The organism is Bacillus sp. z60-11 (genome assembly GCF_046464135.1).
Taxonomy (GTDB): domain Bacteria; phylum Bacillota; class Bacilli; order Bacillales; family Bacillaceae; genus Bacillus; species Bacillus sonorensis_A.
On record NZ_JBIYSN010000003.1, the window covers coordinates 25,090 to 37,651 of the forward strand.

Annotated in this window: 13 protein-coding genes; 10 read left to right on the top strand and 3 right to left on the bottom strand. The window is 44.8% G+C overall.

Going from position 1 to position 12,562, the window contains the following annotated elements:
- The first annotated feature begins 6 nt into the window (after positions 1-6).
- A complete protein-coding gene (gene ssbA, locus ACINLD_RS10055) occupies positions 7-519 on the top strand; it encodes a single-stranded DNA-binding protein SsbA (RefSeq protein WP_026589474.1) in 513 nt (170 codons plus the stop codon).
- Positions 520-564: 45 nt separating this feature from the next.
- Positions 565-804, top strand: a complete 240-nt coding sequence (rpsR, locus tag ACINLD_RS10060) for a 30S ribosomal protein S18 (protein ID WP_003178022.1) — start codon at positions 565-567, stop codon at positions 802-804.
- A gap of 67 nt (positions 805-871) precedes the next feature.
- On the opposite strand, the gene ACINLD_RS10065 is transcribed toward rpsR, so the two are convergent.
- A complete protein-coding gene (locus ACINLD_RS10065; protein WP_026589473.1) occupies positions 872-1,420 on the bottom strand; it encodes a recombinase family protein in 549 nt (182 codons plus the stop codon).
- A gap of 223 nt (positions 1,421-1,643) precedes the next feature.
- Between ACINLD_RS10065 and ACINLD_RS10070 the strand changes: the two genes are divergently transcribed.
- The 3 genes from ACINLD_RS10070 (at position 1,644) to ACINLD_RS10080 (ending at position 4,912) form a co-directional block, all read left to right on the top strand.
- Positions 1,644-3,113, top strand: coding sequence for a SulP family inorganic anion transporter (locus ACINLD_RS10070; protein ID WP_410206982.1), 1,470 nt, complete (start codon positions 1,644-1,646; stop codon positions 3,111-3,113).
- A gap of 17 nt (positions 3,114-3,130) precedes the next feature.
- Entirely contained in the window at positions 3,131-3,550 is a 420-nt protein-coding gene (locus ACINLD_RS10075) for a universal stress protein (protein WP_026589471.1), read from the top strand.
- A gap of 90 nt (positions 3,551-3,640) precedes the next feature.
- Positions 3,641-4,912, top strand: coding sequence for an MFS transporter (locus ACINLD_RS10080; protein ID WP_410206983.1), 1,272 nt, complete (start codon positions 3,641-3,643; stop codon positions 4,910-4,912).
- A gap of 8 nt (positions 4,913-4,920) precedes the next feature.
- Here the strand turns inward: ACINLD_RS10080 and ACINLD_RS10085 are convergent, their stop codons facing one another.
- Complete coding sequence (locus tag ACINLD_RS10085; protein WP_179115675.1) at positions 4,921-6,267, bottom strand: MFS transporter; 1,347 nt, start codon at positions 6,265-6,267, stop codon at positions 4,921-4,923.
- Between the two features lie 151 nt (positions 6,268-6,418).
- Between ACINLD_RS10085 and ACINLD_RS10090 the strand changes: the two genes are divergently transcribed.
- Both ACINLD_RS10090 and ACINLD_RS10095 read left to right on the top strand, forming a co-directional pair.
- The gene (locus ACINLD_RS10090) at positions 6,419-7,885 is read left to right on the top strand and encodes a SulP family inorganic anion transporter (RefSeq protein WP_026589468.1); all 1,467 of its coding nucleotides are present in this window, start codon (positions 6,419-6,421) and stop codon (positions 7,883-7,885) included.
- An 18-nt stretch (positions 7,886-7,903) separates the two neighbouring features.
- Positions 7,904-8,323 carry a universal stress protein gene (locus ACINLD_RS10095; protein ID WP_077735879.1) on the top strand — a complete coding sequence of 140 codons (420 nt, stop codon included), beginning with the start codon at positions 7,904-7,906 and terminating at the stop codon, positions 8,321-8,323.
- Between the two features lie 46 nt (positions 8,324-8,369).
- On the opposite strand, the gene ACINLD_RS10100 is transcribed toward ACINLD_RS10095, so the two are convergent.
- Positions 8,370-8,846, bottom strand: coding sequence for a spore coat protein (locus tag ACINLD_RS10100; protein WP_035428589.1), 477 nt, complete (start codon positions 8,844-8,846; stop codon positions 8,370-8,372).
- Between the two features lie 310 nt (positions 8,847-9,156).
- On the opposite strand from ACINLD_RS10100, the gene ACINLD_RS10105 reads away from it, so the two are divergent.
- From ACINLD_RS10105 to rplI, 3 genes are read left to right on the top strand one after another with little or no spacing between them, the layout of a single operon-like run.
- Positions 9,157-10,089: a YybS family protein gene (locus tag ACINLD_RS10105; RefSeq protein ID WP_077735880.1), complete on the top strand. Its 933-nt coding sequence runs from the start codon at positions 9,157-9,159 to the stop codon at positions 10,087-10,089.
- 31 nt (positions 10,090-10,120) lie between these two features.
- Positions 10,121-12,103 (top strand): DHH family phosphoesterase, encoded by a 1,983-nt coding sequence (locus tag ACINLD_RS10110; RefSeq protein WP_077735881.1) that lies wholly within the window; start codon positions 10,121-10,123, stop codon positions 12,101-12,103.
- The gene (gene rplI, locus ACINLD_RS10115; protein ID WP_026589463.1) at positions 12,100-12,549 is read left to right on the top strand and encodes a 50S ribosomal protein L9; all 450 of its coding nucleotides are present in this window, start codon (positions 12,100-12,102) and stop codon (positions 12,547-12,549) included. Before ACINLD_RS10110 ends, rplI begins: the two co-directional genes overlap by 4 nt.
- Positions 12,550-12,562: the final 13 nt, after the last annotated feature.

A 12,562-nucleotide genomic window follows, 5' to 3' on the forward strand; every position in this document is an offset into this window, starting at 1 on the left:
CTCAATATGCTTAACCGAGTTGTTTTAGTCGGCAGACTGACAAAGGACCCAGAGCTTCGTTATACCCCAAGCGGTGCAGCTGTTGCGACCTTCACGCTCGCTGTGAATCGTACGTTTACGAATCAGCAGGGCGAACGTGAAGCGGATTTTATCAACTGTGTCGTTTGGAGAAGACAAGCCGAAAACGTAGCGAATTTCCTTAAAAAAGGAAGCCTTGCAGGTGTTGACGGACGTTTGCAAACGAGGAACTACGAAAACCAGCAGGGACAGCGTGTGTATGTCACAGAAGTTCAAGCTGAAAGTGTTCAATTCCTGGAGCCTAAAGGCGGCGGTTCTGGTTCCGGCGGTTACAGCGGAGGCCAGGGAGGCCAATACTTTGGCGGCGGACAAAACGAACCGAATCCATTCGGAGGCAGTCAGAACAACCAGAATCGCAATCAAGGCAACAGCTTTAATGATGATCCATTTGCCAATGATGGAAAGCCGATTGACATCTCAGACGACGACTTGCCATTTTAATGGATGACGGACGAATAAAACAGAACAGAAAGGAGGGAAATAACGATGGCAGGAGGACGCAGAGGCGGTCGTGCGAAACGCCGTAAAGTGTGTTATTTCACTTCTAACGGAATTACGCACATCGACTACAAAGATGTAGATCTTCTTAGAAAATTCATCTCTGAGCGCGGTAAAATCTTACCACGCCGTGTAACAGGAACAAGTGCGAAATACCAACGCAAATTGACTGTTGCAATCAAACGTGCTCGTCAAATGGCTTTACTTCCTTACGTAGCAGGCGAGTAAGCCGTGATTAGCAAAAGAACAAGAGCCTATGAGGTTCTTGTTCTTTTTTGTTTATTATGATGAGTTTTTAGGACCCATATTCTAAATAGCGGTACAGCGTAGTTTTGCTGATTCCCGTCTCCTCAGTGATTTGGGCAATGGTGTATTTTTTGCTTTGGTACATGTCTAATGCACGTCTAACATTATGGTCCGGCTTTCTTGGGCGGCCTCCGGTTTTTCCCTTCATTTTTGCTTCATATATCCCCGCTTTTGTACTTTCGCTTATGACATCATGTTGAAAATCCCCGACTTTTTCCATCAGATGAAAGAATATTTTCCCTTCCGCAGTTGAGGTGTCCACCCCGTCAGCTATTGAAACGAAGTCTACCCTTTGCTCCTGAAACTTTTGAATTAAGTCAATTAAATGCCGGGTAGAATCAGCGAGACTATACAGCTTATACACGACCACTAGATCTCCACTACTAAGGGTGTTTAGGAGACGTTCTAATTCCGGACGATTTTTCGCCGAGTCTGTTTGTTCTTTATAGATCTGGTCACATCCGTACTTTTCGATTAATTTCAATTGGTGTTTTAATTCCTTATCTTGGCTAAATGGACGTACATAACCAAAAATCAACGTTATCATCTCCAAAAAGAGCGCTTTGAGTCATTATATCAAAATATTGTTCATGCCTGTATGTTTTCTATACTTAGTACCAAAAACGATCTTTTTTGGTACTAAAAATCATAGACATTTAGTTGGTGATCTGTTAAATTTAAATATGTTGTAAACGGCCCCGACTTCTATGAGAGTTAGAAGTCATTCAAAAAAATAAAAATTAAGAGGTGTTTTTCAATTGTTGTTAACAAAACTAAATAATGAATGGTTTTCCAATGTGAAAGGGGACGTTTTAGCCGGAATAGTTGTTGCTCTCGCGCTTATACCCGAGGCGATTGCTTTCTCGGTCATAGCCGGTGTAGATCCGATGGTCGGCCTGTATGCGTCATTTTGTATTGCTGTTGTCATATCATTTATGGGCGGCCGTCCAGCGATGATTTCAGCTGCAACCGGGGCGATGGCTCTTTTAATGGTGACTTTGGTGAAAGATCACGGCATCCAGTATTTATTTGCGGCGACGATTTTGACTGGAATTCTCCAATTCATATTTGGGGCCCTGAAAATCGCGCGCTTTATGAAATTTATTCCACGGTCGGTCATGGTAGGTTTCGTAAATGCGCTGGCCATTTTAATCTTTATGGCCCAAGTGCCTCATTTTGTTGGAATTTCCAATATGACTTATGTCATTGTAGGAATTACGCTTGTGATTATTTATTTGCTGCCTCGCTTTACAAAAGCCGTACCTGCTCCGCTTGTCGCGATTGTGGTGATGACCGTTCTCGCGATATTCGGCCATTTTGATCTTCGGACTGTCGGAGATTTGGGGCAGATTTCAAGCTCTTTGCCTGCATTTATGATTCCGGATATTCCGTTTAACCTTGAAACGCTCTCGATTATTTTCCCGACCGCTTTGGCCTTGTCGATTGTCGGCCTGTTGGAGTCTCTCTTAACGGCCTCCATTGTCGATGATATGACAGATACGGAAAGCGACAAAAACAGGGAAAGCCGCGGACAAGGAATCGCCAATATTGTGGCCGGATTTTTCGGAGGCATGGCGGGTTGTGCGATGATCGGCCAATCTGTGATCAATGTGAAATCAGGCGGAAGAGGCCGCTTGTCCACGTTTGTAGCCGGAGTCTTTCTCATGTTTTTGATTATGGTGCTCGGCGATTGGGTCGTGCAAATACCGATGGCAGCCCTGGTCGGCGTCATGATTATGGTATCGATCGGTACATTTGATTGGTCATCCCTAAGAACGTTGAGAAAAGCGCCACTGACAGATTCGATTGTCATGATTGTCACAGTTGTGACGGTGGTAGCCACCCATGACTTATCAAAGGGAGTGTTTGCGGGGATTATCCTAAGCGCCATTTTCTTTGTCGCAAAAATATCGAAAGTCCGGGTGGAAGCTTCAAAGACTCCTTCAGACAGGGAAACCGTTTATGATATAAAAGGACAGATATTCTTTGCTTCAGTCCAGGACTTTATTCAATCATTTTCTTTCCATAACGCGGGAGAAAAAGTCGTGCTGAATTTTGCAGACGCACATATTTGGGATGATTCTGCTGTGGCTGCAATTGACAAAGTCGTTTTGAAATTCAAAGATCAAAATGTGGATGTAAAGCTGGCAGGCTTAAATGAGTCGAGCCATCAGCTTGTGAAAAGGCTGGCGACCTATGACCAGCCGAATGCAAAAGCGTCAAGCCACTAAAAGGGAGGAAGTATCTGATGTACAGAAAAATCCTGCTGGCCGTCGACGGATCGGCTCACTCAGAAAGATCGGCAGATCATGCTATAAAACTTGCTAAGCTTTCATCAGGAGCGGAAGTTGAGCTCATTTATGTACTCGATTATTCAAAATCAAAAAGTGAAGTTTTGCATAGTACAAGTTTGGAAGAATTAGAACATGCCAGAAGAAATAAACTGAAACATATAGAAGAAAAATTTAAAACAGCAGATATCTCTTATCAAGTCACAATGAAGCACGGTGAACCAGGCCCAACCATTGTTTCCTACGCTAATGATCACACATTTGATATTGTGATTGTTGGAAGCAGAGGGTTGAATAAACTCCAGGAAATGGTGCTGGGAAGCGTCAGCCACAAAGTGGCAAAACGTGTGAATTGTCCTGTGATGATCATTAAGTAGAGGCCTATAGAAAGAAAGCCGATTTTCCCGTAAAGCTGGGGAAAGTCGGTTTTTCGTTTTCTATATGAAGGAACAAGGGGGGAATTTTTCGTGGAAGCTAACATACAAAAGGCACCTTTTTATTATGGTTGGATGATCGTATTGATTTCCGCTTTGGGCGTGTTTTTTTCCGGTCCCGGTCAAACTTATTCCAATTCTATTTTTATTGACGAATACATACACCATTTTGGCTGGTCCCGGTCTGAAGTGTCGGGCATATATTCAGCCGCCACTTTATGTGCGGGCATCCTGATGATGTTTGTCGGCCGGTTTATAGATAAACTGGGTCAGCGCAACATGATGGTGATTGTCGGTTTGGCTCTTGGCGCGGCTTGTTTTTTTAACAGCTTTGCGGTGAATATATGGATGGTGGCCGTCGGGTTCTTTCTGATCCGTCTATTCGGACAGGGAAGCATGACACTCCTGCCCAACACGCTTGTTCCACAATGGTTTATTCGAAAAAGAGGCCGGGCGATGAGCTTTATGGCTGTCGGCAGTTTTGCGAGCACGGCTTTATTCCCTGTGCTGAATGCCTGGATGATCGAGAAATGGAATTGGCAGTTTACATGGCAGGTCTGGGGCTTTTTGCTGGTGTTTTTCTTTGCTCCAGTCGCATTTTTGATCGTCAGAAACCGGCCAGAGGATATTGGGCTGCTGCCGGATGGCGGTACGAAAGACGGCGAAGATGAAAAGGATATCGCCATGCGGTTGCATGCGCCGATTGCCGAAGAGGACTGGACATTAAAAGAAGCAATGAAAACCGGTTCATTTTGGTATGTCCTGATATGTGTCAGCATCCCAGCGTTAGTCAATACGGGGATCACTTTTCACTTGCTGTCGATTTTAGGGGAAAACAGCCTTTCACCGCAGGTTGCCGCCAACGTTCTCAGTTTAATGGCATTGATCGGATTTCCGATTACAATGGTTTCAGGTTTTTTATTAGAAAAAATAAAAACCAATTTGCTGCTTGCGTTTATTTTTATATTGGAATTGATATTGCTGCTTCTCCTTTTGGGGACAAACAGCATAGGAGCCGCTATTCTTTTCGGTGTTGTCTGGGGAGTGGCCAGCGGCCTTGAGAGAATTACGCTCAATATCATTTGGCCGAACTATTTTGGGCGCCGTTATATCGGCAGCATCAAAGGGATCGCGATGGCTGTAACTGTCGTCGGGTCCGCGTTTGGCCCGCTGCCGTTCGGTGTGGGATTTGACATCTTCCAAAGCTATACGCCCGTTTTAGTGATGCTGATGATTTTGCCCGGGGCGGGTTTTATTTGCGCCTTGCTTGCCCGAAAGCCTATCAAACAAGGAGAGCCGTCATAACGGCTCTTTTATTCATGTATCCTAATCTGAATCCGCTCAATGTCGCCAAGGACAACGAGATAAAATATCAGCCCCAGCAATAAAACAAAGCCCGCCGCTAAAAAGCTGAGCGTAAACGAGCCGGTGACATCCACCAAATAACCTGTCAACGATACCGCGATGATGCCGCCGAACAGGTTATTCGCCAAATTGACCATGGAGCTGAGGAGCGAGATTGAGCCCGCCGGTGCAATGTCCGCCGAGATGGACCAGCCGACGGGCGCCGTTGCGGAAATTCCGGCCAAACCGACGGAAATACAGATGACTGCGATGATGATATGGTCTGTGAAAACGGCGCCTAAAAAAGCAAAGCCGAGACTCATTCCGATGATGATAATCGTTTGATATACTTTTGTATTTGAATAGCCCTTTTTCATGAAGAAATCGACGAGCCATCCGCCGACGATGATCCCGGAAAGCGTCGAAATCAGCCAGGGAACGGCCGTAAACAGCCCTGAAGACATGATGTCCATCCCATAGGTTTCTTTAAAGAACGTCGGAAGCCATGTAAGCAGCAGGTTAAATGTATAGCCATAGCCCGTAAATCCGATCATCAGCCCCCACGCTTTTCGATTTGTCAGCATCGTTTTCAGAGCGGTTATTGTCCGTTCTGATATCTCTTCACTGGAAACGGCATTGTGTTTTTGAATATAATGAAGCTCTTCTTTTGATATCCGCTTATGCCGTTCAGGCTGTTCATAATACACCCAGAAAAAAACCGTAAATAGCACATTGATGATCCCGATCGTCAGAAAAGCAGCCCGCCAGTCAAACGTGGTAACTAAAAATGCAATGAGAGGAGCGCCGATCACGTTTGCGAATTTCGCAGCCGAATCAAACAGCGAGTTGGCAAGCCCCCGTTCATTTGCTGGAAACCATAAGGCCGTGGCTTTCGAAGCGGCTGGAAAAGCTGATGCACTTGTTAAACCGATTAAAAAGCGAACGATATATAAAAGCAGTTTTCCCTGCAAAAAAGCTAAAAAGATCGTTAAAACGCTCCAAACCGCCATTCCGATTCGTGTCACCCAGGCAACGCCGTACTTGTCCAAAAGACTGCCCACCGGAATCTGCATCAGCGTGTAGGAATACGTATAAATTGAAAAGACAACGCCTAATTGTGTTGCCGTCAATTGAAAGGAATCCTGTATCGCAGGAGCCGCAACTGAAATGGTGACACGGTCAAAGTAATTTAAAATAATCATGCTGCTTAATAAGGATGAAATATACCATCTCGTATGTCCCGGGCGTTTTTCGAGCTCTTGCGTCATGATGAAACCTCCTCTTCCACTTAGAATGGGCTCTTTTTGAAATTCCATTCTCTTTTAAGATGATGACCCTCACGCCAACAGATGTGGCAAAAAAACCTTATAGACATTTGTATACATGTTTGCTAAAGTGAAACATGTTAAAAACAGACGGCTTCTATGAGAGTTAGAAGCAAATATATCCAAACGAGGTGTTGATTCTTTGAGTGTTAAACAATTAAATAGTGAATGGTTTTCAAATGTGCGGGGGGATATCCTTTCGGGTATCGTCGTAGCGCTAGCTCTCATTCCCGAAGCCATTGCGTTTTCCATCATTGCGGGTGTCGACCCGATGGTTGGGTTGTACGCGTCATTTTGTATTGCCGTTGTGATTTCGTTTGCAGGAGGCCGTCCGGCGATGATATCAGCGGCAACAGGAGCGATGGCTCTCTTAATGGGTACATTGGTGAAGGATCACGGGATTGAGTATTTATTTGCAGCGACAATTTTGACCGGAATGATCCAATTGATATTTGGGGTACTGAAAATCGCACGCTTTATGAAATTTATTCCGCGGTCGGTTATGGTAGGTTTCGTAAATGCGCTGGCCATTTTAATTTTTATGGCCCAGGTTCCTCATTTTGTTGGAGTTTCGTATATGACGTATGTTGTGGTCGGTATAACATTGTTGATTATTTATATTCTCCCCCGTTTTACAAAAGCCGTTCCGTCCGCACTTGTTGCCATTATTGCGATGACGGCATTTGCGATTTTCGGCCATTTCGATCTGCGCACTGTCGGGGATTTGGGAGAAATAAAGCAATCATTACCTGCTTTTATGATTCCTGATATTCCTTTCAATTTTGAGACATTGTCGATCATTTTTCCGACAGCCTTTGCGCTTTCCATCGTCGGTCTGCTTGAGTCATTATTGACATCTTCGATTGTCGATGATATGACAGATACGGAAAGTGATAAAAACAGGGAAAGCCGCGGACAGGGAATCGCTAATATCGTCGCCGGGTTTTTCGGGGGCATGGCGGGTTGTGCGATGATCGGCCAATCGGTGATCAATGTCAAGTCAGGCGGAAGAGGTCGCTTGTCCACGTTGGTGGCCGGAGTCTTCCTCATGTTTCTCATCATGGTGCTCGGTGACTGGGTTGTGCAAATTCCGATGGCCGCTTTGGCCGGCGTGATGATTATGGTATCGATCGGCACATTTGACTGGTCCTCATTTAACATGTTAAGGAAGGTGCCGCTTACAGATTCGGTCGTGATGCTGGTGACCGTCATTACGGTTGTGGCTACACATGATTTGTCCAAAGGTGTATTTGCCGGAGTCATTTTAAGCGCAATCTTCTTTGTCGCGAAAATTTCCAAAGTGAAAATTGAGCAAACATCGACAGGAAACGAAATGAAGTATACGATCAAAGGGCAAGTCTTCTTTGCGTCTGTACAGGATTTCATCAATTCCTTCAATGTGGATGCAAATACGAAAAAGGTTGTCCTGGATTTTTCAGAAGCCCATATTTGGGATGATTCTGCTGTGGCGGCGATCGATAAAGTCGCTTTGAAGTTTAAGGATCAGGGAATTGATGTTGAGTTGTTCGGCTTGAATGAATCAAGCTTTCAGCTCGTCAAAAAATTGGCAACTTATGATCAGCCTCATCGTTCAGTATCAAATCACTAAGAAAACGGGTGATGAAGGGTGTACAAAAACATTTTGTTGGCTGCGGATGGATCGATTCATTCAGAAAGGGCGGCAGATGAAGCGATTCGTCTTGCTTCTCTCACAGATCAGGCGATGGTCGAGGTCATTTATGTATTGGACTATGATAAAGCGAAAAGCGAAGTGCTGCATAGTGAAAATCGCGCAAAACTGGAACGCGAGAGGCGCAGCAGGATCTTGGCAGTCGAAAGAAAATTGAAGCATTCAGCCGTTCCGTATAAAATGACGATGAAACACGGAGATCCGGGCCCGACAATTGTCGCATATGCAAACGATCATGATATTGATATCGTGATTGTAGGAAGCAGGGGGCTGAACACGTTGCAAGAAATGGTACTCGGAAGTGTCAGCCATAAAGTCGCCAAAAGGGTGAAATGCCCCGTTTTAATCGTGAAATAGCAGAACATGATGAGAAAGTCGGCAGGGATCAATCCTTGCCGGCTTTTTAACGCATCGAGATCGCTTTTTGCGCGTGCATGGCATCGCCTTTCAAGAGCTCCACAAGGTTGTAGGATGGGTACAATCCTTTATGGTACATATAATTAAATACTTGTTCATGCAGTTTGATGGCCGCGTTGATTTGTTTCACCAGCACTCTGCGCAGCTCAGGGGTTGCCGTTTCCGTAATGGCAATCGCATAGTTCCGAACGGTCGTTTTCGCTAAGACTAATAAATCTCCTGCTTCAAAATAGACGTCCGCCCGTTCTTCTTCCCGCTGAAAAGCCGGTGTCTTGGGCAAAAAGGGAAGCAGTTCTCTTAAATTCTGTTCCAGCGCTTTTGCAGATGTGCTGTATAGCTGTTTTAATTGGGGATCACTGATCTTTTTAAGGCTTTTCTTCAGCTTTACCAAGCCAACCGACTGGGCTGCAATCAATTCATGCAATTCCATTGTTTCATGCCAAGCCAATGTTTTTGTATTCATATCGATTCTCCTCCGCGTTTTTTCAAAGGTAACATATGCCCAAAGCGGGAAAATGGTTCGTGAAGCGGCAACGAGGTCCCAATATATTGGATGTTTCACATGGAACAACAGTGGGTATGACAGCAGACATCTGTGTCTTGGGATCGTTTTACTTGAGATTTGCCCTTATGTTAAAATAAAGAAACAGTGAGAGAAGGTCGAGTACCTGCTCATGCTTCGTTTGATTGAAAACGGAAATGCGACGTAAAAAAGAGCAGTCGTTTATGCTGCTCTTTTTGATTCATGAAAACAAAAAATACGAGGTGGACAAGTGAAACAAACAAGAGCTTTGGTAGAAGGCGCTATACTGCTCAGTCTTTTTGCCGTTTTGATGATGATCAGCCTCTATATTCCGTTAATCGGAACGTTTCTCTTATTTGCATTGCCGTTGCCTGTGATGATGCTGACGATCAGGCATGGGGTGAAGCCCGGCCTTTTCATGGGCCTTGTCAGTTTGCCGGTTTCTATGGTGGCCGGTTCTTTGAGCGGCCTGATTCTGGCATTTCCGGTCAGTGCTGCCGGAATTATGATGGGCTTTCACTATAGGAAAAAAGAGCCCGGATATGCGATTACTTCAGCAGCTGTTACATACATGGTTTCAATGGTTCTGCTGCTTTTCGTCAGCATTCAATTTTTCGGGTTAAACTTAATAGAAACGGCTAATCAAACATATAATGAAACATTCAACATGTTTGAATCGAGTTTAAAACAGTTTGGAAATGATAAAGAGACGGTAAAACAGATGGAGCAAATGAAGGAACAGTTGCAGCAGATGCGCTATTTATATCCGACGATGATTGTGATGTTTTCCGGCATTGCCGCTTTTTTGAATCATCTGATTGCAAAACCGATCCTTCGGCGTACCGCAGTGAAGATGCCGTCTTTAAAACCGTTTAGGGAGCTGAGGCTTCCGCAAAGCATCATCTGGGTCTACTTGCTGACGATTCTTCTTTCGCTCGCTCCTGCTGAAGAGGGAAGCGTGTTCTATTCCATTTTATTAAATGCGAGTATGCTCCTGGGATTCATCATGGCCATCCAAGGCTTTTCATTTGTGTTTTATTTTTGCCACGCGAAGAAGATGCCAACGGTTCTGCCGGTTATTTTTTTGATTATTGCGCTGTTTTCACCCTTGGTGTACCTTGTACGCATCTTAGGTATAATGGACATAGGTTTTAACTTGAGAGAGAAAATTAAAAAAAAGTAAATGTTCTCTCCATGGTGAGGAGTTGATTTGAGTGCCAAATTTTTATGAAAAACCGTTATTTCGATATCCCATTTATTCATTAATTATCGTCACAATCATTTCTGTCCTCATCAACCTTTATTTTAATTGGATGGCAGGAGCGGCCGGCATCTTGATTCTTGGCGTCATTTTATACTTTTTAAAACGCGCCGACTCTCAAATCAGAAAAGAGCTGGACGACTATATATCCACTTTGTCTTACCGGCTGAAAAAAGTCGGAGAAGAGGCGCTTCTGGAAATGCCGATCGGGATCATGCTCTTTAATGATCAATACTACATCGAATGGGCCAATCCGTTTATGGCGTCTTGTTTTAATGAAAGCACGCTTGTCGGGCGTTCTCTTTACGATACCTGCGAGTCTGTCGTTCCTTTGATTAAGCAGGAAGTGGATACAGAAACGATTACGCTGAATGACCGTAAATTCAACGTTGTCATCAAAAGAGAAGAAAAGCTGCTGTATTTCTTTGATGTCACAGAGCAAATACAGATTGAAAAGCAATATGAGAATGAAAGAACGGTTCTCGCCTACATATTTTTAGACAATTATGATGATGTGACACAAGGGCTTGATGATCAGACGAGAAGCACGATGAACAGTGAAGTGACATCCCTTCTGAATCAATGGGCTAAGCAGTACGGGATCTTCCTGAAAAGGGTATCTTCCGAGCGGTTTATCGGTGTTTTGAATGAGCATATTTTAAGCGAGCTGGAAGCATCGAAGTTTTCGATTCTGGATGAAGTCCGCGAAAAAACGTCCGTTCATACAATTTCACTGACACTGAGCATCGGGATTGGTGCATCTGTTGCATCTTTGAAGGAGCTTGGCGATTTAGCGCAATCAAGCCTTGACTTGGCGCTCGGACGCGGAGGGGACCAGGTGGCGATCAAACAGCCAAACGGAAAAGTGAAGTTTTATGGCGGGAAAACAAATCCGATGGAAAAACGCACGCGCGTCAGGGCCAGAGTCATTTCACACGCTCTCAAGGAAATCGTCTCTGAAAGCAGCAATGTGATCATCATGGGGCACCAGTTTCCCGATATGGATTCGATCGGTTCAGCCATCGGGATTTTAAAAGTCGCACAGGCCAATGGAAAAGACGGATTTGTCGTCATCGACCCCGGTCAGATAGGCGCCAGCGTCCAGCGTTTGATTGAGGAAATCAAAAAATACGAAGACCTCTGGTCACGCTTTATAACGCCGGAAGAGGCGCTGGAGATCGCTAACGATGACACGCTTCTTGTCGTTGTTGACACACATAGGCCTTCATTTGTCATCGAAGAAAGGCTGGTCAATAAAATTGAAAATGTCGTCGTGATCGATCATCATAGAAGAGGGGAAGAGTTTATTAAAGACCCGCTGCTTGTTTATATGGAGCCGTATGCTTCATCTACGGCAGAACTTGTGACAGAGCTTCTTGAATACCAGCCGAAGCGCCTGAAAATCAATATGATCGAAGCGACCGCGCTGCTGGCGGGAATTATTGTGGATACGAAAAGCTTCTCGCTGCGCACCGGTTCCCGTACATTCGATGCGGCGTCATACCTCCGTGCGAAGGGGGCTGACACCGTATTGGTGCAAAAGTTTTTAAAAGAAACAGCTGATCATTTTATTAAAAGGGCGAGGCTCATTCAGCACACGTCTTTTTATAAAAACGGCATCGCCATCGCGTCTCTGCCGAACGGTGAGGCGGACGAATATTTTGACCAGGTCATCATTGCGCAAGCCGCGGATTCCCTTCTTTCCATGAGTGATGTGGAAGCTTCCTTCGCTGTAGCGAGAAGGGATGACAGCACGGTATGCATCAGCGCCAGATCGCTTGGCGAAGTGAATGTTCAAATCATCATGGAGGCTCTTGAAGGCGGAGGGCATTTAACAAACGCCGCCACACAGCTGACGGATATCTCTGTTGAGGAGACGCTCAGCCGCCTCAAGGAAGCGATAGACGAGTATTTTGAAGGAGGCATTCAAAAATGAAGGTAATTTTCTTACAGGATGTTAAAGGCAAAGGGAAAAAAGGCGAAGTGAAAAATGTAGCGGATGGTTACGCTCATAATTTTCTGATCAAAAAAGGGCTTGCTGTTGAGGCGACATCTTCTAATATCAGCGCGCTTGAAGGACAGAAGAAAAAAGAGAAAAAAGAAGCGGCTGAAGAATTAAAGCAAGCGCAGGAGCTGAAGAAAAAGCTTGAAACCATTACGGTGGAGCTTTCCGCAAAATCCGGGGAAGGCGGCCGTCTCTTCGGTTCTGTCACAAGCAAACAAATTGCCGATGCGCTCCAAAAGGCCCATCAATTAAAAATAGACAAACGTAAAATTGAATTGAACGATGCGATTCGTTCGTTAGGATATACAAATGTTCCGGTGAAGCTGCATCCGGAAGTTCAAGCGACACTGAAAGTTCATGTGAAAGAGCAATCGTAAAAAAGAATCCCCT